The organism is Paraburkholderia sp. A1BS-2L, assembly GCF_051125205.1.
GTDB lineage: Bacteria > Pseudomonadota > Gammaproteobacteria > Burkholderiales > Burkholderiaceae > Paraburkholderia.
The window spans coordinates 765,288-785,753 of sequence record NZ_CP120428.1 but is presented as its reverse complement, the minus strand read 5'-3'; the positions used below and the strand labels follow the sequence as shown (position 1 = coordinate 785,753).

Annotated in this window: 24 protein-coding genes; 11 read left to right on the top strand and 13 right to left on the bottom strand. The window is 60.0% G+C overall.

Annotated elements, in window-relative coordinates; all coding sequences use genetic code 11:
* Positions 1–25 precede the first annotated feature (25 nt).
* From P5W98_RS03485 to P5W98_RS03465, 5 genes are all read left to right on the top strand, one after another.
* Positions 26–1,183 carry an SRPBCC family protein gene (locus tag P5W98_RS03485; RefSeq protein ID WP_434718303.1) on the top strand — a complete coding sequence of 386 codons (1,158 nt, stop codon included), beginning with the start codon at positions 26–28 and terminating at the stop codon, positions 1,181–1,183.
* A gap of 30 nt (positions 1,184–1,213) precedes the next feature.
* Positions 1,214–2,395: an ABC transporter ATP-binding protein gene (locus P5W98_RS03480; protein WP_434718302.1), complete on the top strand. Its 1,182-nt coding sequence runs from the start codon at positions 1,214–1,216 to the stop codon at positions 2,393–2,395.
* A gap of 1 nt (position 2,396) precedes the next feature.
* Entirely contained in the window at positions 2,397–3,443 is a 1,047-nt protein-coding gene (locus P5W98_RS03475; protein ID WP_434718301.1) for a polyamine ABC transporter substrate-binding protein, read from the top strand.
* A gap of 62 nt (positions 3,444–3,505) precedes the next feature.
* Positions 3,506–4,753: an ABC transporter permease gene (locus P5W98_RS03470; protein WP_434718300.1), complete on the top strand. Its 1,248-nt coding sequence runs from the start codon at positions 3,506–3,508 to the stop codon at positions 4,751–4,753.
* Positions 4,754–4,781: 28 nt separating this feature from the next.
* Positions 4,782–5,609: an ABC transporter permease gene (locus P5W98_RS03465; protein ID WP_434718299.1), complete on the top strand. Its 828-nt coding sequence runs from the start codon at positions 4,782–4,784 to the stop codon at positions 5,607–5,609.
* Positions 5,610–5,634: 25 nt separating this feature from the next.
* Here the strand turns inward: P5W98_RS03465 and P5W98_RS03460 are convergent, their stop codons facing one another.
* The 5 genes from P5W98_RS03460 to P5W98_RS03440 all read right to left on the bottom strand — a co-directional run bounded on the left by P5W98_RS03460 (position 5,635) and on the right by P5W98_RS03440 (position 8,154).
* The gene (locus P5W98_RS03460; RefSeq protein WP_434718298.1) at positions 5,635–6,552 is read right to left on the bottom strand and encodes a LysR family transcriptional regulator; all 918 of its coding nucleotides are present in this window, start codon (positions 6,550–6,552) and stop codon (positions 5,635–5,637) included.
* 106 nt (positions 6,553–6,658) lie between these two features.
* The gene (locus P5W98_RS03455) at positions 6,659–7,450 is read right to left on the bottom strand and encodes a phytanoyl-CoA dioxygenase family protein (protein WP_434718297.1); all 792 of its coding nucleotides are present in this window, start codon (positions 7,448–7,450) and stop codon (positions 6,659–6,661) included.
* 95 nt (positions 7,451–7,545) lie between these two features.
* A complete protein-coding gene (locus P5W98_RS03450; RefSeq protein WP_421042365.1) occupies positions 7,546–7,668 on the bottom strand; it encodes a hypothetical protein in 123 nt (40 codons plus the stop codon).
* Between the two features lie 13 nt (positions 7,669–7,681).
* Positions 7,682–7,879, bottom strand: a complete 198-nt coding sequence (locus P5W98_RS03445; RefSeq protein WP_434718296.1) for a hypothetical protein — start codon at positions 7,877–7,879, stop codon at positions 7,682–7,684.
* Positions 7,879–8,154, bottom strand: coding sequence for a plasmid mobilization protein (locus tag P5W98_RS03440; RefSeq protein WP_434718295.1), 276 nt, complete (start codon positions 8,152–8,154; stop codon positions 7,879–7,881). Before P5W98_RS03440 ends, P5W98_RS03445 begins: the two co-directional genes overlap by 1 nt.
* A 968-nt stretch (positions 8,155–9,122) precedes the next feature.
* On the opposite strand from P5W98_RS03440, the gene istA reads away from it, so the two are divergent.
* Genes istA through P5W98_RS03425 form a run of 3 tightly spaced genes read left to right on the top strand, consistent with a single transcriptional unit; the run spans position 9,123 to position 11,597 of the window.
* A complete protein-coding gene (gene istA / locus P5W98_RS03435; protein ID WP_434718294.1) occupies positions 9,123–10,628 on the top strand; it encodes an IS21 family transposase in 1,506 nt (501 codons plus the stop codon).
* Positions 10,615–11,379, top strand: coding sequence for an IS21-like element helper ATPase IstB (gene istB, locus P5W98_RS03430; RefSeq protein WP_434718501.1), 765 nt, complete (start codon positions 10,615–10,617; stop codon positions 11,377–11,379). The genes istA and istB overlap by 14 nt, the downstream gene beginning before the upstream one ends.
* Positions 11,376–11,597: a hypothetical protein gene (locus P5W98_RS03425; RefSeq protein WP_434718293.1), complete on the top strand. Its 222-nt coding sequence runs from the start codon at positions 11,376–11,378 to the stop codon at positions 11,595–11,597. The genes istB and P5W98_RS03425 overlap by 4 nt, the downstream gene beginning before the upstream one ends.
* Positions 11,598–11,770: 173 nt before the next feature.
* Here P5W98_RS03425 and P5W98_RS03420 read toward each other — a convergent pair whose 3' ends face one another.
* The 4 genes from P5W98_RS03420 to P5W98_RS03405 all read right to left on the bottom strand — a co-directional run bounded on the left by P5W98_RS03420 (position 11,771) and on the right by P5W98_RS03405 (position 13,221).
* On the bottom strand, positions 11,771–11,947 hold the full coding sequence (locus P5W98_RS03420) for a tyrosine-type recombinase/integrase (protein ID WP_434718500.1): 177 nt from the start codon (positions 11,945–11,947) through the stop codon (positions 11,771–11,773).
* 86 nt (positions 11,948–12,033) lie between these two features.
* Positions 12,034–12,420, bottom strand: coding sequence for a hypothetical protein (locus P5W98_RS03415; protein WP_434718292.1), 387 nt, complete (start codon positions 12,418–12,420; stop codon positions 12,034–12,036).
* Between the two features lie 124 nt (positions 12,421–12,544).
* Positions 12,545–12,976 (bottom strand): type II toxin-antitoxin system VapC family toxin, encoded by a 432-nt coding sequence (locus P5W98_RS03410; protein ID WP_434718291.1) that lies wholly within the window; start codon positions 12,974–12,976, stop codon positions 12,545–12,547.
* Positions 12,973–13,221 (bottom strand): FitA-like ribbon-helix-helix domain-containing protein, encoded by a 249-nt coding sequence (locus P5W98_RS03405; protein WP_434718290.1) that lies wholly within the window; start codon positions 13,219–13,221, stop codon positions 12,973–12,975. The genes P5W98_RS03410 and P5W98_RS03405 overlap by 4 nt, the downstream gene beginning before the upstream one ends.
* Before the next feature lie 1,575 nt (positions 13,222–14,796).
* Between P5W98_RS03405 and P5W98_RS03400 the strand changes: the two genes are divergently transcribed.
* The 3 genes from P5W98_RS03400 to P5W98_RS03390 all read left to right on the top strand — a co-directional run bounded on the left by P5W98_RS03400 (position 14,797) and on the right by P5W98_RS03390 (position 17,236).
* Positions 14,797–15,834 (top strand): integrase domain-containing protein, encoded by a 1,038-nt coding sequence (locus P5W98_RS03400; RefSeq protein ID WP_434718289.1) that lies wholly within the window; start codon positions 14,797–14,799, stop codon positions 15,832–15,834.
* Between the two features lie 84 nt (positions 15,835–15,918).
* Entirely contained in the window at positions 15,919–16,374 is a 456-nt protein-coding gene (locus P5W98_RS03395; protein WP_434718288.1) for a hypothetical protein, read from the top strand.
* Positions 16,375–16,429: 55 nt separating this feature from the next.
* Positions 16,430–17,236: a hypothetical protein gene (locus P5W98_RS03390; protein ID WP_434718287.1), complete on the top strand. Its 807-nt coding sequence runs from the start codon at positions 16,430–16,432 to the stop codon at positions 17,234–17,236.
* 319 nt (positions 17,237–17,555) lie between these two features.
* Here P5W98_RS03390 and P5W98_RS03385 read toward each other — a convergent pair whose 3' ends face one another.
* The 4 genes from P5W98_RS03385 to P5W98_RS03370 all read right to left on the bottom strand — a co-directional run bounded on the left by P5W98_RS03385 (position 17,556) and on the right by P5W98_RS03370 (position 20,432).
* Positions 17,556–18,029 (bottom strand): hypothetical protein, encoded by a 474-nt coding sequence (locus P5W98_RS03385; RefSeq protein WP_421042376.1) that lies wholly within the window; start codon positions 18,027–18,029, stop codon positions 17,556–17,558.
* Positions 18,030–18,667: 638 nt separating this feature from the next.
* The gene (locus tag P5W98_RS03380; RefSeq protein ID WP_421042377.1) at positions 18,668–19,417 is read right to left on the bottom strand and encodes a nuclease-related domain-containing protein; all 750 of its coding nucleotides are present in this window, start codon (positions 19,415–19,417) and stop codon (positions 18,668–18,670) included.
* A 611-nt stretch (positions 19,418–20,028) separates the two neighbouring features.
* The gene (locus P5W98_RS03375; RefSeq protein WP_434718286.1) at positions 20,029–20,274 is read right to left on the bottom strand and encodes a hypothetical protein; all 246 of its coding nucleotides are present in this window, start codon (positions 20,272–20,274) and stop codon (positions 20,029–20,031) included.
* Entirely contained in the window at positions 20,274–20,432 is a 159-nt protein-coding gene (locus tag P5W98_RS03370) for a hypothetical protein (RefSeq protein ID WP_421042379.1), read from the bottom strand. Before P5W98_RS03370 ends, P5W98_RS03375 begins: the two co-directional genes overlap by 1 nt.
* Positions 20,433–20,466: the final 34 nt, after the last annotated feature.

The window sequence follows — 20,466 nt, the reverse complement described above, 5'->3', positions numbered from 1 at the left end:
ACGCACTCGACATCAGGAGCGCCTCATGGAAAACCCCACCGTGCACACCGTGCAAATGGCCGCCCATGCTTTGGTCGACGCGCTTGTGGCCGGCTGCGAGCGACCATTCAGCGATGCGCGCTCGATGCCTCCTGGCGTGTACACATCGCCCGAGTTCCTGTCGCTCGAGGAGCGCGCGATCTTTGCGAAGGAATGGCAATGCGTGGGGCGTGCGAGTGCGCTGAAAGCGCCCGGCGACTACCTGACCGCGAATATCGCGTCTCAACCGGTCGTCGTGGTGCGCGACGAAAAGATGGGGCTGCGCGCAATGTCGAATGTGTGCCTGCATCGCATGTCCGTTCTGCTTGAAGGCCGAGGGAACATACGACGAATCATTTGCCCGTATCACGCGTGGAACTACGGACTCGACGGCGCACTGAAGGGCGCGCCGCTGATGGACCAGCAAGCGGGCTTCTGCAAGGAAAGCTACCAGCTGCCGGCGATCCGCTGCGAGGAATGGCAAGGCTGGATCTACGTGACACTCGATCAAGATGCACAGCCGGTTCATCAGCAGCTCGCGCAACTGGGCGAGTTGATTGGCGCATACGGCATGACGGACTATGTCGAGACCTTTTATGAAGAGCACGTCTGGGATACCAACTGGAAAATCCTCGCCGAAAACTTCATGGAAAGCTATCACCTGCCGATGCTGCATCGCGCAACGGTCGGGCCGCATTCCAGACTCGAAGAGATGGAATGCCCGCCGGGCTATCCCGCGTTCAACTATCACTGGATCACGAAAGAAGCGTCGCTTCCTATCGGCAATGCCCATCCGGACAATAACCGCCTGACCGGGCACTGGCGCAAGACCACCGCGTTGCTCGCGGTCTATCCGACGCATCTCATCACTCTTACGCCAGGTTACTTCTGGTATCTGGTGTTGCAGCCGCAAGGCGTCGGCCACGTGCATATCCGCTTTGGCGGCGGGCTTGCGCCCGAATTCATCGCCGATCCCGAAGCCAACGCGCACATGGCGACGCTCAAGACACTGCTCGACGAAGTGAATGCGGAAGACAAGCGCGGCGTGGAAGCCGTGTTTCGCGGTGTGCATGCGCCGCTTGCCAAGCCCGGCCACCTGAGCCACCTCGAACGTCCGAACTTTGACTTCGCCCGTTATCTCGCGTCGAAGCTCACTGCGCGCTAATTGAAGCACCCTCGAGAGGACGCTATCACGATGTCTAACCGATCCTTCATTTCGTTCTCAGGTGTGAGCAAGTCGTACGACGGCGCGAATTACGTCGTCGACGATTTGAACCTTGATGTGCGAAAGGGCGAGTTTCTGTCGCTGCTTGGTCCGTCGGGGTCGGGCAAAACGACCACACTCATGATGCTTGCTGGCTTCGAGTCGCCCACGCAAGGCGAAATACGCCTCGACGGAAAACGTCTCGACGACAAGCCACCGCATCAGCGTGACATCGGCATGGTCTTTCAAAACTATGCGCTCTTTCCGCATCTCACGATTGCGGAGAACGTCGCATTTCCCCTGTCCGTGCGACGTGTGAGCCGCGCGAACCAGAAAGTGCGCGTGAAGCGAGCGCTGGAGATGATCGAGCTGCCGCATCTGGCAAACCGGCGTCCAGCGCAACTCTCGGGCGGACAGCAGCAGCGCGTCGCACTGGCGCGCGCACTCGTCTTCGAACCCAGCGTCGTTCTCATGGACGAGCCGCTCGGCGCGCTCGACAAGCGGCTGCGCGAAACCATGCAGTACGAAATCATGCGACTGCATCGCGAACTGTCGCTCACGATCGTCTACGTGACACACGATCAGGCGGAAGCCTTGACCATGTCGGATCGGGTCGCGGTGTTTTCCGATGGACGCATCCAGCAAGCCGCGTCGCCCACCGAGCTCTACGAAAACGCGCGCAACGCCTTCGTCGCGAACTTCGTGGGCGAGAACAACGGCCTGCGTGGGCGCGTCGTGACGGTGAAGGACAACTGGGCAACCCTCATGCTCTCCGATGGCAGCATCATTCGCGGCCGCTGCGAACAAGACCTGAGCGAAGGCAACGAGGCGATGCTCGCCTTGCGGCCCGAGCGCGCGCATATTCACGGCGCCGATGACATGCAGGCCGACGCACAAAGCAATGTCGTGCGCGCCAGGGTGCAGGAACTCGTGTATTGCGGCGATCACCACCGGGTGCATTTGACGCTCGGCTCGCGCGACGCGCTCGTTGTGAAGGTCCCCAACACGCAATGCCACAGCTTGCCTGCGGCCGGCGACACCATCGAGGTGGCCTGGCGCCACGACGACTGCAAGATTCTCGCTGCGAGCGTGCCTCGCAGCGCCCCCGCAGTGCCTCCCCCAGCATCGCCCTCACCTTCCATCATTTCGACCGCACCCGCAGGAGCCAACTGATATGCGCACTCACATCAAAGCACAATGCGCTGCACTCGCTGTAGTCGCCTTCGCTTGCGTTTCGGCGCAAGCCGCGCAGACGCTCAATGTCGTCACCTTCGGCGGCGCCTATGAGGCGGCGGCGAAAAAGGCGTATTTCGATCCATTCACGCAATCGACCGGTGTTAATTTTTCGCTGGAATCGTACGATGGCGGCCTCGCGAAGCTTGCGGCGATGGAGCAGGCAAAAAACACGACATGGGATCTCATCGATCTCGAAAGCAACGACGCGATCACGGCCTGCGACGAAGGGCTTCTCAAGAAGTTCGACAAGAAGAGTCTTGGCAATACGAGCGACTTCATTGCCGGATCCATCAGCGACTGCGCGGTGGCAAGCATGGTGTGGTCCACGGTCTACGCCTACGATGCGAGCAAGCTCAAGACGGCGCCGCAGACCATCAGCGACTTCTTCGACTTGAAGAAATTCCCCGGCAAGCGGGGCCTGCGCAAATCGCCGAAGGGTTCAATGGAATGGGCGCTCATTGCCGATGGCGTGGATCCGAAAGACGTATACAAGGTCCTCGGAACGCCAGCGGGCGTTGATCGGGCATTCAAGAAACTCGACACGATCAAGAAGAACATCGTGTGGTGGGAGTCCGGTGCGCAGGCGCCTCAACTGCTCGCCGATGGCGCCGTCGTGATGACGCAGGCGTACAACGGCCGAATCGACGACGCTGCGAAGAAGGACCAGAAACCGTTCAAGATCGTCTGGGATGCGCAAGTCTACGACTATGAATGGTGGGGCATCCCGGCGGGCGCCAAGCATGCCGACGAGGCTGCGAAGTTCATCGCTTTCGCATCGCAGCCAAAAGCCTATGCCGATCTTTCGAAGTACATCGCCTATGCGCCGCCGCGCAAGGATGCGATTGCGCTCGTCGACAAACAACGGCTCGCCGATCTGCCGACCGCGCCCGATAACTTCAAGCGCGCCATCCAGATCAATTCGACCTTCTGGGCCGATAACGCCGACGAGATCAACAAGCGCTTCCAGGTCTGGCTGACGCGGTAATACCCCGCAGTAAAACTCCCATCGAAAGAGAGCCCGCTGTGACCGCGACTACCCATAAGCCCATGACGGCCAGTTCTCCGGCCACGGGCTCTCCGACGAGAGCCGCCGGCCGCGCGTCTTATCAAAAGGCGCAACGCCGTGCTTCGATTCGAGCGCTGATGCTGGCGCTTCCGCTAATCGCATTCCTGCTATCTACGTTTATTGCACCCATCGCGCTTTTGCTCTCCCGCAGCGTGCAGAACAGCGAAGTGCCCGACAGCATGCCAGCGCTATCCCGCGCACTCGATGCATGGGACGGCCATGGCGTGCCCGACGAACACACGTTCGCCCTGCTCGCAACCGGAATCAAGGACGCGCAGCAAAGCGGAGAACTCGGCACTGTCGCGCGGCGCATGAACTTCGCGCAACCGGAATTCCGCAGCCTGCTGTTGAAAACGGCGCGCGGCGTTCGCCATGATGCGCCTGCCGCGTGGAAGCCGGCGCTGATCGAAATCGATGAACGCTGGAACTCGCCCGAGACATGGCGTCTGCTCAAGCGCGCCGCCACTTCGCCGACGCCCGACTATCTGTTGAACGCCGTAGATGCGAAGGTGACGCCTCAAGGCTCGATCGTCTCGCTGCCGGCGAACGCCACGGTCTATCGCGAAGCGTTCCTGCGCACGATCTCGATCAGCTTCACCGTCACCTTGCTTTGCTTGCTGCTCGGTTATCCGGTCGCATGGCTGCTCGCGAATCTGCCCGAGAAAAGCAGCAGCCGGCTCATGCTGTTCGTCATCGTGCCGTTCTGGACGTCGCTGCTGGTGCGCACGACGGCGTGGTACGTGCTCCTGCAACCGGGCGGCGTGGTCAACAGCCTGCTGATGAGCCTCGGCATCGTAACGCATCCCATGCCGCTCGTTTTCAATCGCACAGGCGTATTGATCGGCATGACTCACGTGCTGCTGCCTTACATGATTCTCGCGATTTTTTCGGTGATGAAAGGCGTGTCGCCCGTGTATCTGCGCGCAGCCAAGTCGCTGGGCGCGCACCCCTTCACGGCTTTCGTGCGCGTCTATATTCCCCAGACTTTGCCAGGCGTTGGTGCGGGTTGCTTCCTGGTGTTCGTGCTGGCGCTCGGCTACTACATCACGCCGGCCCTGCTCGGCGGCGCGGGCGACGAGATGATCAGCCAGCTCATCGCGAACCAGACGAACACGCAACTGAACTGGGGACTCGCGGGCGCGCTATCGGCCTATCTCGTGATCTTTACCGCGATTTTCTATTTCATCTTCAACCGCATCGTCGGAATCGACCGTTTGCGGTTCGGTTGAGAAACGGGGCTTAGACACAGGAACGATCATGCAAGACAAACGCAATACGGTACTAACGGAGCGCGTCGCCTTCCGCTGGGCACGCGTGCATTGCGCGCTCGTTCTGTTCTTTCTGGTCGCGCCGATCCTCGCGATCATTCCGCTTTCGTTCAACTCCGGCTCGTACTTTTCATATCCGCTGCAGGGATTCTCGCTGCGCTGGTATGAGCAGGCGCTCACGAGCCCGGACTGGCAACTCGCGCTTCTGAACAGTGTCGGGATAGGCGCTGCGTCCACGCTGATTGCGACCTGTCTCGGGACGCTGGCGGCGCTCGGCTTGTCGCGAACGCAGTTTCCGCTACGTTCGATCGTCATGCCGATCATCATCTCCCCGATGATCGTGCCGATTGTCGTCGTCGCGGCAGGCTTCTATCTTGTGTTCGCTCCGCTCGGGCTCGTGAATTCGTACCCCGGCGTTATTCTTGCGCATGCCGTGCTCGGCACGCCGTTTGTCGTCATCACGGTGACGGCGTCGCTGCTGTCTTTCGATCAGAGCCTGCTGCGCGCAGCGTCCGGGCTCGGTGCGCCGCCATGGGTCGCGTTCAGGCGCGTGACGCTTCCGATGATCACGCCTGCGGTCGCGACGGGAAGCGTATTCGCATTTGCAACTTCGTTCGACGAAGTGATCGTCATTCTGTTCATCGGCGGCCCCAATCAAAAGACCGTTCCGCGACAGATGTGGAGCGGCATCCGGGACTCCATCGATCCATCGATTCTGGCCGTGGCGACCATGCTGATTGTGTTCGCCGTGGTGCTATTCATGAGCATCAACTGGTTGCGTAGTCGCGCGGCAGCCGCGAATCAAGCGCTGATCTGAATTGGCCAGAGACGGGCGAACAGGCTCAGGAACTGGACATCGAGCGGAATCGAGCAGCGGTGTACTCCAGGAACAATCGAGCAGGCACGGTCAGTTGATTGCGTTTGAGCCACGCAGCCACGAGGCCCGAACAGGCAACTGACTCCGCGATCTCGAGCGCAACGACTTCGTGCCCGTCATAGGTGGTCGGTGAATGCGGCCGCGTGACCAAAAGGGAATATCCGAATCCTTGGCCCACCATGCCGCGAACCAGTTCCAGCGAGGGTGAACTGAACCCTACTTTCGGGCTCAGTCCGTAAGGTTCAAACAGACCGACAAAATAGTCTCTGCTCGGCGCGACATCGAGCAGAATCAGCGGCTCGTCGCACAGGTCGAAGAGACTGACCTTGGCGGCCCCGGCAAGCCGATGCATCGCCGGCAGCAGGACATAGGGAGGTTGCCCCGCCGTCAGCGGATGAGTGGAGAGTGTCTCGTCGAGTCCCAGCTCGTACACCACCACAAGATCGAATCGACCTTTCTCCAGCCCTTGCAGAAGCTCGTCTTGATCTCCATCCCGCACCTTGATTTCAATGCCGGGATAAAGCGTATTGAAGCCGCGAATCAAACTCGGCAGATACAGCGGCGCGAATGTCTCGAAACACCCGATGTCCACCCGGCCGGATGAAACGTCTCCATCGGCAAGCGCGTTTTGCTCGAACTCGTGTACCGACTGGAGCAGCGCCTTTGCACGCTCATAGAATCTGGCGCCGGCTGGGGTCAGTGAAATACCCTGCGCATGATGCCGGATGATGAGCTGTGTGCCGAACCCTTCTTCGAGACTCTTGACGGCAACCGATATCGCCGGCTGCGCGATAAAGAGTTTTCGCGAAGCCTGCGCAACGCTCCCGTAGTCCACCGTGGCAACGAAGTATTTCAGCTGGCGCAACGTGAATGGAGGCGACATTCGGGCTCGCTGGGTATGGGCTCAAACCATGAATGATAACGGTGGCTGAGCTATCCCGGTTACCCAACGCATTCCGACGTATTGGCCGCTTGCGCGCGAAGCGCGATCAGAAAACGAACGGAAACTCCTCTTCCGGCAGCGGATCGCCCGGCGTCAATCGATCGGCCAGATGGCGGTACGGCGGCGAAGTTTCGCCGCCTCGGTCGACATACACGGCATTGTCGCCAAGCCAGCGAAACGACACTACGCGTCGGGATACGGACTCCGAACGATTTCCCGGCGCACCGTGCACCGTGAGATAGTTAAAAGCCACTGCATCGCCGGGCTTCAGATCCCAGCCAAGAATCTCGTAGTTGCTGCGATGAGCGTCGATGTCCGGCATTTCTTCGAGTCCATCAGTGTTGCGGTCATACGCGACACCGGTGAATTTCCTCGGCCGAAAGAGCTTTCCCCAACGATGCGAGCCGGCGACGAATTCGAGCGTGGTTTCGCGCGGCACCGGATCGAGCGGCACCCACATGCTCACCGACTGCTCGGCGCTCACGCAATAGTAGGGTTCGTCGTGATGCCAGGGCGTGATCTTGTCGGCGCCCGCCTCCTTGACGAGAACGTGCTCGTGAAAGATGCGTGCACGCTTCGATGCCATCAGTTCTCTTGCGATGCGTCCCGCCGGGCTTTCCTCGACAAACCGGCGAAAGGGCTCGATACGCTGCCAGTTGCAATAGTCTCCGAAGAACCGTCCTGAGGACGTGCCCTTGGTGTAGTCGCGAAAATCGGGCCCGGGGTGCTTTGCGTTGAAGTCCACGCCATCGCGTAAAACGTCCACCCAATCAGTGAACACGCCCCGCAAAACGCTCACTCCATCGCGTGCAAATGCTTTTCGCTCGGCGCTCAGCATGCTCCTCTCCTTTCAGTTCGGTGGTGTTGAGCGAGAATGACATGACAGATTGCTTCGCGAAATTAACAAAATCCTATAACTGAACCAGCAAAGTCTTATCCTGGTGGTGCGATGACGGCGAGTTCTACATCGAGCGCAACTGCAACGGCGACGAAGCAACGACCAATGGCTTTCTTATGCGGCGGTGCTCGGTCGAGCAGCGTCAGGTGCTTGTCCATCGCGGTTTCCCTCTTAAGAGCGGGGAAGCTTCTTGTTGTCGCCGCCCGCGCGCATCAAAAGTTCCAGTGTCGCTTCCAGGCGAATCACGCGCTCCGTGAGACCTTCGATCTTCACCTGTTGCTCTTTGACCGTACCAGCCAGCGACACCACCTTGTCGTTCATCTTGATAACGGTCGTGAGCGCATCCCATACCTTGTCAGTCACGCCCATTACTGCTTGCCCCCTGTCATGGCCGCGATGCGCTTATTCGACTCCGCGACGAACGAAAGCGCATCATCGAGCGCATCGTTCGCTTCCTTCGTGGATGCGTTCACACGCTCGACCAGCGCAAGAACTTCTTGCTCATCCTCGGATGGCGTGAACCCCTGCGCGGCCTGGCGCATAAATTCGCTCACATTCAATCCGAGACGCTTGGCGGTCTGCGCGATCGCACGCTTTTGAACCGCCGTGACCTGCACGACGATCCGCTCCGTTGCAGTTGCCATTTCCATTCCTCAATGTACATGCACATGGCATGTACATGCTAGGCCTGCTCGCAAGCGAAATCAAGCGGCTTTGGGTGCGCATCCCGTCTCTTATCGGCCGCAGGGCAAAGATCCTTTAGCCGTCGCCTGGTGTCGATAGCGGTCTAAATCCGCGCAAATCTGGCGGCGTCACATAGAGACGGCGTGACGCGAGAGCAAAAAAGAACTAGCGGAAATGACCAACGCATCGTGACCGGGATGTTGATGCAGGGCACGGTGAAGGGAGCCCGTAGGGCGACTGGAGACGTGCCCTGCATCGGGGCATGCCGTCCACATGGTAGAAAGGCGTTTGCCGAAGAAGAACAACAGGCGCAGCGCCGGCCTCAACCGCCAAGTCCAGTCCGGCGCCGCACCTCCACAAGGGATATCCACATGGCAGGCCTGTCGGCCGGCCGGACAGCCGTGTGAGCGGTCAGTATCGCATTGCTCACGCGGCCCGTCGACCTTGTTCGACTCCTCCTCTTTGGCGTTCTGGAGGAACCGCCAATGCAGCCGCCCACGGGCCGCCTGTACGTGTGCGCCCGTTGCCGGGCGCAGGTCATCGTCTGCCGCCGTTGCGATCGTGGCCAGATCTACTGCGGTCGCGACTGCGCTTTGGCTTCCCGCCGGGCCAGTCAGCGGGAGGCTGGCCGCCGCTACCAGCGCAGCCGGCGCGGACGTTCTGCACATGCCGCCAGGATGCGCCGCTTTCGCGACAAGCGAAATAAGGTGACGCATCACGGTTCCACTGGTCCCGCCGCTGATGCTCTACTGGCTTCGACATCGACGACGTCGGCCAGCGTGGCCATCCCCACGATTGCTGCTACACCGCTGGCTACCGGGCATTGCCGTTTCTGCTGCCGCGCATGCGAATTCTTGCGTCATGGGCCATCACGCCGTCGGGTCTTCCATGAAATTCGTACTGCTACGGATAAAGGAGGAAGCGAACCATGACCATCAAGGCTGAACTGGAGGCGCAGATCCTGCGCTATTACCATGTCGAGAAGTGGCGCTGCGGCACCATCGCGCGCCAGCTGCATGTACATCGCGGCACCGTGCAGCGTGTGCTCGCCCAGGCGGGTCTGCCACGGCTGGGCGCTGTGCAGCGGCCTTCGCGGATAGATCCCTATCTGCCCTTCATCCATGAGACGCTCAGGAAGTTCCCTTCGCTCACGGCGAGCCGCCTGTATGCGATGGTGTCCGAGCGTGGTTACCGGGGCAATATCCACCACTTCCGGCACATGGTCGCGCTCCATAGGCCGCGCCCGACTCCTGAAGCCTATCTGCGTTTGCGCACGATGCCGGGAGAAGTGGGTGAGGTCGACTGGGCCTCATTCGGCCATCTGCAGATCGGTCGCGCGCGCCGGCCGCTGATGGCCTTCGTGATGGTGCTGGCGTGGTCGCGCCAGATCTGGCTGCGCTTCTTCCTCGATGCCCGCATGGACAGCTTCCTGGCGGGCCACGTGGGCGCCTTCGAAGCATGGTCTGGACTGCCGAGGGTCCTGAAATACGATAACTTGCGCAGCGCTGTGCTCGAGCGTCAGGGCGATGCGATCCGCTTCAATCCTGCGCTGCTGGCATTTGCGAGCCATTACCGGTTCGAACCTCGGCCAGTGGCCGTGGCACGCGGCAACGAAAAAGGTCGCGTCGAAAGGGCAATCAGGTATGCACGGGAAAGCTTCTTTGCGGCCCGCAAGTTCGACGATCTCGATGACCTGAACGCCCAGGCGGCACAGTGGTGCGTGGGCTTGGCAGCAGAGCGTCCCTGTCGTGAGGAACCGCAGATCAGTGTACGCGAGGCCTTCGAGCGTGAGCGACCCAGTCTGCTTGTGCTGCCAGATAACCCGTACCCGTGTGAACTGCAGTTGCCCGTGAAAGTCGGCAAGACACCTTATGCGCGCTTCGACCTGAACGATTACTCGGTACCCCACACCCACGTGCAACGCACCCTCACGGTACGTGCCGATCAGCACCGGGTACGCATCCTTGATGGCGCCGATGTCGTTGCCGAGCATGCGCGCAGCTACGATCGCGGCGAACAGGTCGAGATCGCTGCGCATATCGATGCGCTCGTCGAGCGCAAACGCGAGGCCCGTCATCATCGCGGCCTGGACCATCTCACGCGCGCCGCACCGGCTGCCCGGATCCTGATCCTGCGTGCGGCCGAGCGCGGTAGCAACCTGGGGAACATCACCGCGCAGCTGTTGCGTTTGCTCGACCGCTATGGCGCCACCGAGTTGCAGGCGGCAATCGAGGAAACTCTCGCGAGCGACGCCGCGCCTCACCAGAATCCGGTACGTCTGGCGCTGGAGCGCCGCAGGGTTGAGCGCGGCGCGCCTCCACCGGTCGCCGTGAAACTGCCGGAACACGTGCGCGACAAGGACAAACTGGTAACACCACACCGGCTCGACATCTATGACCAGCTCACGCGGGAGGCCGATGATGAACAGGACTGAGCAGTTGCAGGAGCGTGCCAATGCGTTGCGGTTATACGGGTTGCTGGCGCACTGGAGCGAGATTGCCGAGGCGTCGTGGGTCGAACCGTTGGTACAGTGGGAAGAACAGGAGCGCACACGCCGTTCGCTCGAACGGCGCATTCGCGACGCCCGCCTGGGTAACTTCAAACCCCTCGCCGACTTCGACTGGGAATGGCCCAAACGTATCGACCGCGTCGCGCTCGAGGAATTGATGGCACTCGAGTTCGTCAGGGAGAAGTCCAACGTCGTGCTGATCGGGCCGAACGGCGTGGGCAAGTCGACACTCGCGCTGAACCTTGCGTACCAGTCGCTCATCCATGGTTACACGGCGCTCTTTACCACGGCTGGCCAGATGCTCGGCGAACTGGCCGCGCTCGACAGCGACTCGGCGCTGCGCCGCCGCCTGCATCGCTACGCTTCGCCTGAAGTCCTCGTGATTGATGAAGTGGGCTACCTCTCGTACTCGAACCGCCATGCCGACCTGCTGTTCGAGCTCGTCAGCCGCAGGTACGGTGTCGCAAGCACGGTGGTCACGACCAACAAACCGTTCAAGGCATGGTCAGAGGTGTTTCCGAATGCGGCCTGCGTCGTCTCGCTGGTCGATCGTCTCGTGCATCGTGCCGAGGTCATTGCAATCGAGGGCGAGTCGTATCGCGTCAAGGAAGCGCGCGAGCGCTCCGAGCAACGCGCCAGCAGGCGTAACGCCACGCGCCTGGAGAAAAAGTCATGAGCCGGCGTACGCACCTGCCATCGGGCCTGTCTCGCGGGCTGGACTTCCTGATCGATACCGAATGGTCGCCCCAGCAGGCGTTCGCCGTGTTTGAGCTGCTCAGCGATCTGCGTGCGCGTATCTGGATGCGCTACGGCGTCGAATTGCACGAGCTGATCCGTCAACAGCGATCGCCTCCGAACGTCGGCGGCATTGATGATATCGCGGACCCGTTCTGAAACGACGCTTACCGGCGGCCGGCATCGGCCGCCGTTGCCGTTCGTTGTTGAGCGATTTACTCGACCTTGCGCCGCCGTCCAGTGTCGGATTTACACAGCCGTCAACACCTGGAACCGCTGCAACAGCGTCCCGCAACTCGCGATCCGATACGTCAATATATGGGGCTGCATGGTCAAGTTTGCGAATGGCCCAACAGAATCTGGACCGTATCAAGCGAGTGCCCTTGAGCGATGAGGCGGCTGGCGAACGTTCTTCGTCCGGAATGACTGCTGTCCCCGGCTCCCAGTCCAGCCGCACGGTACAGGCTGGTGACGTAGCTCTGGAGGCTGTCGGCGGCCCAATACTCCACTGGCTCGCCGTCAAAGCTGATACGCCGCTTGACGCTCAACTCGAATGGTCCGCCCTGCTGCGTGAGGTTTAGGTGGGCTCATGGCATCAGGCCGCGATACGCTCGATGAACACGCCGCCGAAGGCAATGCGGGCGTTCCCCTCCAGATCCAGGTAGCCGACGCCCTTTTCTTCGCATAGTTGTCTGACTGCGGAAGAAGTATAGGGCGCCATGAAGACGGGTGTGGCGAGCGGAGTTCGCTGCACGTAGTCGCGCAGTTCCAGCAGCGCTGGACGAGCGTATCGTGGTTGAGCGTTCGACTTGTACTCGCAGACGATCACATGCGGCCTGCCGTCGACCAGCAGTCGGGCGACCATGTCCGGCTGCCATTGGCTGGACGCGGCTTCGGACGTGATGTCTTTGATCTCGATAATCGGAATCTTTTCGAGCAACTGCTCAAGCGCCTCGCTAGCGCGACTCTCTCCGCCTTTCATTTAAAGCACCCCTTTCAACATTCGCTGAAATTAACCAATTCAATGAAAACATGGAATTTCACTGGACAAGTAGCTTTCAACGGATGGTGAAAACCGGCGGGGCGGTGAAACTGCGGACGATGCGTCACGCCGGGCGGCGCACACCCCAGGGGTCGTCGATGTCGACCCCGCAGCCCGTGAAATCCTTCACGTTCCGGGTGGCAACCGCGGCGCCGCGCGAGCGCGCGATCGCGGCGATCATCGCGTCAATCTGGCTGACAGGCCGGCCGGCATGCCGGCGGTTCGCCGCGAGCACGGCATACGCGTCGGCCGCGTCCCAGTCGAACGTGAGCACGCGGCCGGCGAAGTCGACGTCGAAAATGGCCGCGATCGCTGCGGCCAGCCCCTCGCGTCGCGCACCGGGCGGCAGCAGCGCCACGCCGTACAGCATCTCGGCGCGCGAAAGCGTGGTGACGAACAGAGACATGCGCGACTGCCGGCCGAACCACGCCAGCACGGCCGGATCCGGCGCGGGGCGCAGCAGCTCAGACAGCACATGGGTGTCGAGCACGATCATGCGACGCCCAGGTCCGGTTCGCGGATCGACTCACGGGCTGGCAGCTCGAGCTCGACCCCGCCGAACGGCGCCACGCGCCGGCGGATCGTGTCGACCAGGCTGTCGCCCTGCAGTGGCTCGGCGGCCAACGCGCTGCGCAGGATGTCGCGCGCCTCCTCCTCCATCGAGCGCCCGTGACGGGCTGCCTGAACACGCAGCCGCGCCTTTAGCAGCTCGTCGAGATTGCGAATGGTCATGACTGCCATGGTGGCCTCCGGTTGGGGGATGAGTTAAGTGTAGTCATTGGATGCATTGCAGTCAATGACAGCAATTACCCCAGCAGCTTGCAGTGAATGCCCTACCGTCTACACACATAGCGCTTGACGTCTCCAACCGATTGACATCTAATCTGCGCACTTGCGCTCGCATCGCGAGCATCGACCTAGCCAGCCCCCTCTTGGGGGTTTGGGGGTGTTTTCGTCTCAAAAAGATGAATGCTTCAAGGCAGTTGGCATTCACCCTTGCCCGGTTCCCTTTAAGACTTTTTCCTGCTTCCTTCCGTGGGCGTCGCTCAACCGGAATGGGTATCCGCGCACGCACTGAATGGCGGCTCGGAAATCGCCTGGGGGACGACCACATAGCGCGAAGATAACGCTTGACGTCCACCATGCGATCAGGATCTAATTTGCACACCGTTCGCTCACGTTACGAGCATCGACCTTTCCACCCCCTCTGGGGGTTGGGGGCGTATCGCCCGAATATTTTGACATGCTGATCTAGCCCTCCCGGGTTAGCCCAAGGAATGTGAGACTCATTGGGTGTCCCCGTCAGCGGCTGCTTCTTCGCCAGCCGAACGGGTCATCGCGCGCGCATGTGACGGCACGCGTTTCCAGTTCCCTTCCGGATTGTTCATGCCTCCTGGTTCGACCAACCTTGGGGGCGATGGAACATGCCATTCCCGCACTTCGTAGTTCTTACGCCAGCACTGACTGGCTACACGCGGGAGTCACTGAAAATCCAACGAAATGTTTCGCGTCGCGTGGCTTCGGGCCAGATTGTCGTCCGTGGTCCGATGTCGATAGGCGGCTAACCAATCGCCCATCGTTTTTGCCCTCGCGGGAGCCAAATGCTCCCCAAAAGGTCGTGCGGCATGTCGGGGCGGAAAGCAATTTTCGCGCGCGGAAACCGCACTGTGACCTCTTCCGATTCAGGGGCCTATCCCAAGACGTGAGTTGATTCCCGGTACAGCCGGGAATCAACCACATGCGTCGATTCTCCGCTTTTGGACGGTAGTAGGCCTCCTCTACGTCTTGAAGCGAACGACCTCATCGATCGCTTCGGTCTGCGACGCGCCACTCTGGCGCCCTCCAATCCTTTCATCCGCCATCCAGCGCGACCCCGGTGTGACGTGCTCTACCGGGAATCCGCCCAACTCGTGCTCGCTCTCAAGCGAGCCGTCATCGCCCATGTGCTGCATGCACACGAATGCGATTGAACATCGAATGCGTCGCGATGCGACGCGCCATGTTCATTCCGCCCCGGGCTCTCGATTCCAAGCGCGCAGACCTTTCCACCGGCACCCGCCGGGGACCCTCAGCTAAACCGCCTCTGCCCGCCGATTTGCCGTCCCGCATGCCAGCAGTTCAACGTCGCACCCTCGTTGAGTCTGCTCGTTTCAATCACGTGCCCTCTTCGGACACGTCGCCATCGCCAACGATGGCAAGAGGGTGTCCTCATTCGCGCTCCCGCCCGCGCATGAGGTCAAGTACAGGCGGAAAAACCAGCCACAGAAAAGGACTCCTATGGGTAGAAGGTCACGAGGCGTAAACCACGCCGCACAAATGAGCCGCGAGGCCGGCGGAAGCAAAGACTCACAGAAACACCGTCGTTTGCACTGGAGCGAGTTTTCGCGCTTTATGGCTCGGATTGGTCACACGCTCGAAGCAGTCGACGAAGCGGAAGACTGGATGCTCGAGTTTTTTGTCTGGTTCCTGGTTGCCGGGGATATGAAGCCTGGCACGCTCGCAAACTATCGGGCATCGCTCTCAGTAATACAGGGTACGGCCGGACAGAACATGTCTTGTTCAACTGGAAGCCGGGCTCTCCAGCTTGAGCGACGCGAGCGGCATGGCAGGCACCGTGCCCGCACACCTCAGGAGTTCAACGAACTGCTTGCCGCAGCACAAAAGCTCGATGACGGTGTCGTGCACGTGGTTCGCCTGATGCGCTGGCTGGGACTTCGCATGCGCGAAGCGCTCATGTGCGGCAAGTCACTGCAGACGTGGCGAGATCTGATTCTGGAGGGGAATCGACGTCTGCCAATCGAACGCGGAGCGAAGAATGGACGCCCGCGTCGTACTGAGGTACTTGCGCACCACGTCGAAGAGACGCTCGACGCAATCAACGCTGCACTGGCGTTTTGCCGCGATCGCGATTTTGAACTGATCAGCGGCTGCAACGATGACCTCAAAAGCGCAAAGTCCCGCCTGAAAGCGCGCTTTGACCAATTGCCGATGCGCAAAGAGCTCGGAAGTCACAGCCTGAGATTCACTTATGCGGTCGATTTTGCCAATGCCGCACTCGATCGCGGGGTACCGCCTGTCGAGGTACTGACCCAGCTATCGGACCGCCTTGGACATGGGCCGTCACGAGTGAAGATGATCCTGGATGTTTACTGCTGGCAGATTCGCCATCGCTTTCCGGAAAAGATCCACCTTCCGAGTGACTTCGTATCGTTAAGAGAAGCTCGCAAAGAAAACGCTGCTATGCCCGCAATCGCTAGCGCGGGTAGTCGTGTGCAGCACGGCAATGCTTGGAAGCATCGGCGTCGGGGGCCGGCACGCGGACGCCGTGTACGGACGAATCACGCGGGACCCTGAAAGCAGAGAAAACTCATGTAATTCGCATTACAAACCAATTGTCAATAAATCGCGGCCCATACGTCTAAAGGAGGCAAATAAAAAATGTTGGAATCCAAACTCTCAGAGGAGGTTCGCATTGCGCTATCACGATATAGCAGCAACAAAGCCGCTCAGACACTGCTGCCGTTATGGCTTCAGTTCGAAAATTTTTTGAAGTCACACGACACGGCGCCGTCCTCCATTCTCGACATTCCTGAGGAGTCGCTTCGCGCGTACGCAACGTTTCTCGATTACCAGGATTGTCACGTCGACGACGCCCTCGTCGCGCTTAGCGCGGTTCTTCTCGTGTGCCTTCACGCTGGCTACAACGCCAAGATACTGCGTTCCATCGTCATCCCACGCGTTCGTCGTCCTGTTCAAAATCGTCAATGGGATGCCTTCCGCTTGAGAACGTACCGACCACTCGAATACTCACAGCTCGCCCGAAGCACGAGACGCCGTAACAAGCGCGAAGCGAGCGCGAGCGATCCCGCGCACGTCGAAGATTCTGTCACGTAAGAAGCCACTCGCTTAATTCATTTCCCACTCACTAACGACCATCGCAGGAACAACAATGACGCATCTGATTGTCGCTCACTTCCAAAGCTCGAACAGCGCAGCGCAAGCATCGGCAGCACAACTCCTTCACGCACAGACGGGTGGTTTGCTTCTCAAACCAGGCCCGCTTGATGCGAATGGTGAGCATGGGAGCAGCAAGACATCCCAGACGGAAAATGAAAATTCGCTTGAGGACCACTACTGCACCATGATGACTTCCCCGCGAGGAGGCATCATCGACGTCTCGCATGAAGATCGAAACGCCGTAATCGGGTTTATCCAGGCAAGACGTCACGTTCTTGTCGAATTGAAAACGATCATTGTCTCGGTGTCCCCGGATACTGCATCACAGCAGACTGCCGTAGAAACACTGACCGCGATCTGCGCGGCGGGAGTCGCTCCGGCGGGCATCCGGATTCTGGGTACCGATATCCCGGCAGACGCCCGGTTCGACGACGCTTACCCGACTGTCGTTGAGTACGCCCGTGAAGCTCAAATCACGGCATCGCCTGAAGCTATCCTTCCGGCGTCGATATCTCTCGCGAAGGCACAGCAATTCAAGATGCCGATTGCTGCTGTACTGAACCGCACGGTCGATTTCGAAACGGAATTGACTGCGGCCCGACTCAACGGCGCGCCAGAGAAAATCGTGCATGCACTCGCCCACAAGGTGATTGCACAGCGCGATCTGTTGGGCACCGCCGATACGTTTAAATGCGCCGCCAAAGCGCTCGGACTACCGTGCATTTCGCAGGACGAGTGGCGTGCCGAATGCGCGCCCACTACGAACCGTAAGCGCGCGCGTACGGGGGCGCTCGATTAAGGGCTTTTATTCCCGCTGATAACGAGGCCACCGCATGGAGGGTCAACGGGCCGCTTCCACTCATGGTCCGTTGACCCATGCGATCAATCGCGTTTCGCTCGCCGAAAGGCTCCGAGCCATGCCACTTGATCACCTACGAAAGCCCCGGCACCCCGGCATCGGAACCTATGATGGCGATTGACGAATGACTCTAAGTAGTCCATACCCTACCCGTTGGGCTGTGCGTTCAGGCTCGATCCGCTGTGCGCCGATCTGCGTCCGACAGCAATTGGCCAAGCCTCTCACGGAAGACCAGCCTGCATTCCTTCGCCAGCACCGGTCACCCGAAGACCTGTCCTTGGTGCGGAAATGCAAGAGAGCGTATGGCAACCTCGACGTCCTCCTGCGTGACCGTACTTGAGCCGTCACGCAGGTACCGAAGTGCAGCGAGTTCAAGGATTCGTTTCAGTACGGCATCCGTATCCAAGAGGAAACGATCCTGCACCGCGCGTGCCGCAAACTCAGCAGTGCAGCGTGACATTGCGAAGGTGTCGTCTGCCATCGTTCTAAGTCTTGTACGGACATAAGAGGCTATCCAGTTGTCCCGTGCGGTACCGTATCTCACGTCACGCAGGCAACGGCAACCAGCCACAGCCCCGTGGTTCTCTTTCTCTGCTGTGGATTCGTCAATCGTTTGTTTGACGGTGCATCGTTCTTCGCTTGCTCCATGGTCAAGCATCTCGAAAGCGCATTCGCATGGTGCACTAACGACATTCTGGTCACGCGGGCATCGAGGCGTTTCTTCACGTGTCATCTCAACTCTCCTGACTAACTAGGTTAGCGAGCGCCGTTCCGGAGGACGTTCGCCAATCCAGTATTTCTCCAAATTCGCAAAGTCAAGTTTTCGCAGGAGAGCATCATCAGGACGTCTATGGGAATCAATTCAGAGGAGTGCCAGCCGGCGTAACACCAGCCAAGCGCTTGAGTCTGGACAGAGGACACTGATCCCAGCTACAGAATGGAATGGAAAAGGCGTATATCGAAAACTGATATCGCCTTGAAGCACGACGCTTTTTGTTCTCTCTTTTGTAGCCGCGATGGCACATCACGTGCACGTCTGCGTGTGAAGTGCCAGTGCAGGCAGCGTCCTTTCGTGCACTATCACGCAAGCCCTGCCTACGTGTCTTGCCGACGAAGCCGACCGGTATGGTGCCTGACGCACCGGGCGCGGGAGTCCAGGCATAGAAAGCATGAAAAGCGCCGAGAAATAGATAAAGCCGCACCCGCAGGCGCGGCCATGATTGAAATGGACAGTTGAATCCGACGCGGCAGCCGACCGTTCAGTTCGAACGCGAGCGGTGCTCACGATCGGCCTCACGGCTCTTCTTCGTCATGTAACCATCGTACCGGCAGTAGCGAGCACAACACCCAGTACGAAGAAACTCCAGCTCATCATTGTCCCCCATCGTCAGCGAGACCTTTAGGCTTATCTCGTACGCGATTGCGATGCGCGACGATTTCACTTTCCGAAATTGATGCGTTGAGTAAAATGGCCTGCCACGCTGTCTTCACATTGACCGGTTTGCGGCCAGAGATGGCGAACTCATGGCGTCGCTGGCGCATCCAGTGCCCGAGTTCGCTGATGTGAATCAGCGGCAACGGGAGGTCGGGGTGCAGGTTGCAATCGGGTGACGCGAATACCCCAATACCATCGATTGGCCAGACGCACGGTAGCTTGTCGCTGAGGAAAGCCACCTTGGTGCGGTTCTGGGCTAACGGAGAGCGTCGGATCTCGCGAGCGCCGTCGGCACCCGTGCGCACGAGTTCGTCGCGATGTGCCCCGGGGGTAATCGAGCCGCTCCAGTTCTTGGTCTCGATGACGAAGATGCCAAAGGACGTCACGACAAGATGGTCTATCTCAGCGGTCGGAAAGGCTGTGCCCGGAGCATGGTGGATGAGCACCGCGCCGTCATGCAGATGGAAGTTAGCGCCGCACAGCCATGTGAGCACACGCCGCAGTTCCGCAAGCACGGCGGCCTCGCCCGCCTCACCACGCTGCTGCGCACGCCTGGCCTGCGCAGAAGGCTCATATTGTGCCAAATGCCCAGAATTGCGCCTGCCGCCAAGGCGCGCGTTGCTTGAGCGTGTACTGTGCCAGTAGCCGAGACAGCCGAGCGCGAAAAGTACAATCAGACCAGACATATTGTCCACTCCAAATGAAAGGGGGTAGTGAATCCAGTCTGCCGCGCCAGTTTCGATGTCAAGTAAGCGCGCCTGCGTTTCGGGCGCCGGCACGGCTGAACCCGGAAAGCTGCACTTTTTGTTGAGCTTTCCGGTTTTTTGCGTTCAGGCGCCTGCACAATCCGGAATTCGGATGAGCGGTGACGCGAATTAGCGAGCATTGCGGCGGCCCCACACCTCGAACCCCGCGCGCTCGTCGGGCTGCTTGCCCAGACGCCTGAGCCGTCTACGGACGAAAACTTGTCAGGTGCGCAATGGCCCGAACTCGTGGACGGAGATCGCCCCAGTGCTCTCTGACGACGCGCCAGAAACCGGGCTCCGAGTCACTTACACCGCAGGGCGCCCTGCTGATGCAACGTTGATCAGACGTGAGGCGCATCGCCCGACCCGCCACGTCCGTCGAATGCTTGGGTAACGGGCGGGACCGCCAGTTCGCTCCAGGGCGGCTACGCGCAAATAGTTCGTGAGCGAGCGGCGCGAGGAAGCGACGTCGGGCGCACAGCATGAGCGGTTATGCCGATCGGCTCGCGCCCGACGCGGTCGTTTCAACTTTATCGGGTGCGCTGGCTCCGCTAGAAGAGACGCAGCCACCAAGCCAAAATGAAGAGCGCGCCCCTCAGGATGTACCAACCGCCAATCGCGAAGAAAAAGCCGATGCTGGAGACGACACCCAGTACCTCGGCCCCGTCGTGTAGCCCCTCACTGTAGATCCAGACCGAAAGCAGCCAGAGCAGGTAGAGCGCCGCCGCGATAACGTCCCGCTGTGCGAGCCACGGCCACCCCTTGAATCGGGCCCATGCCTTTTCGAGCCGATCCATCAGTCTTCATCCTTAACTTGTTGTGAAACCTCAAAGGCGAGCTCGCCGAACTTCCATCCAGCAATCGACACAGCAACGAGTGCTGCAAGGTAAATCCACGTGAGTGGCTCGCCCAGACGTTGACCGTGAAGAATGGCATCGATCAGTTTGTATTCCATGTTTGTTTCTCCAGTTGAGGGGCATACAACGGTG

Coding starts and splice junctions, on each gene's coding strand:
- P5W98_RS03445 (WP_434718296.1), bottom strand. CDS start 7,879: ATGGGCGTGACTGACAAGGTATGGGATGCGCTCACGACCGTTATCAAG.
- P5W98_RS03400 (WP_434718289.1), top strand. CDS start 14,797: ATGAGCCGCGAGGCCGGCGGAAGCAAAGACTCACAGAAACACCGTCGT.
- P5W98_RS03390 (WP_434718287.1), top strand. CDS start 16,430: ATGACGCATCTGATTGTCGCTCACTTCCAAAGCTCGAACAGCGCAGCG.
- P5W98_RS03385 (WP_421042376.1), bottom strand. CDS start 18,029: ATGACACGTGAAGAAACGCCTCGATGCCCGCGTGACCAGAATGTCGTT.
- P5W98_RS03395 (WP_434718288.1), top strand. CDS start 15,919: ATGTTGGAATCCAAACTCTCAGAGGAGGTTCGCATTGCGCTATCACGA.
- P5W98_RS03405 (WP_434718290.1), bottom strand. CDS start 13,221: ATGGCAGTCATGACCATTCGCAATCTCGACGAGCTGCTAAAGGCGCGG.
- P5W98_RS03455 (WP_434718297.1), bottom strand. CDS start 7,450: ATGCTGAGCGCCGAGCGAAAAGCATTTGCACGCGATGGAGTGAGCGTT.
- P5W98_RS03450 (WP_421042365.1), bottom strand. CDS start 7,668: ATGGACAAGCACCTGACGCTGCTCGACCGAGCACCGCCGCATAAGAAA.
- istB (WP_434718501.1), top strand. CDS start 10,615: ATGAACAGGACTGAGCAGTTGCAGGAGCGTGCCAATGCGTTGCGGTTA.
- P5W98_RS03425 (WP_434718293.1), top strand. CDS start 11,376: ATGAGCCGGCGTACGCACCTGCCATCGGGCCTGTCTCGCGGGCTGGAC.
- P5W98_RS03370 (WP_421042379.1), bottom strand. CDS start 20,432: ATGGAATACAAACTGATCGATGCCATTCTTCACGGTCAACGTCTGGGC.
- istA (WP_434718294.1), top strand. CDS start 9,123: ATGACCATCAAGGCTGAACTGGAGGCGCAGATCCTGCGCTATTACCAT.
- P5W98_RS03465 (WP_434718299.1), top strand. CDS start 4,782: ATGCAAGACAAACGCAATACGGTACTAACGGAGCGCGTCGCCTTCCGC.
- P5W98_RS03410 (WP_434718291.1), bottom strand. CDS start 12,976: ATGATCGTGCTCGACACCCATGTGCTGTCTGAGCTGCTGCGCCCCGCG.
- P5W98_RS03480 (WP_434718302.1), top strand. CDS start 1,214: ATGTCTAACCGATCCTTCATTTCGTTCTCAGGTGTGAGCAAGTCGTAC.
- P5W98_RS03475 (WP_434718301.1), top strand. CDS start 2,397: ATGCGCACTCACATCAAAGCACAATGCGCTGCACTCGCTGTAGTCGCC.
- P5W98_RS03415 (WP_434718292.1), bottom strand. CDS start 12,420: ATGAAAGGCGGAGAGAGTCGCGCTAGCGAGGCGCTTGAGCAGTTGCTC.
- P5W98_RS03460 (WP_434718298.1), bottom strand. CDS start 6,552: ATGTCGCCTCCATTCACGTTGCGCCAGCTGAAATACTTCGTTGCCACG.
- P5W98_RS03380 (WP_421042377.1), bottom strand. CDS start 19,417: ATGTCTGGTCTGATTGTACTTTTCGCGCTCGGCTGTCTCGGCTACTGG.
- P5W98_RS03485 (WP_434718303.1), top strand. CDS start 26: ATGGAAAACCCCACCGTGCACACCGTGCAAATGGCCGCCCATGCTTTG.
- P5W98_RS03375 (WP_434718286.1), bottom strand. CDS start 20,274: ATGGATCGGCTCGAAAAGGCATGGGCCCGATTCAAGGGGTGGCCGTGG.
- P5W98_RS03470 (WP_434718300.1), top strand. CDS start 3,506: ATGACGGCCAGTTCTCCGGCCACGGGCTCTCCGACGAGAGCCGCCGGC.
- P5W98_RS03440 (WP_434718295.1), bottom strand. CDS start 8,154: ATGGCAACTGCAACGGAGCGGATCGTCGTGCAGGTCACGGCGGTTCAA.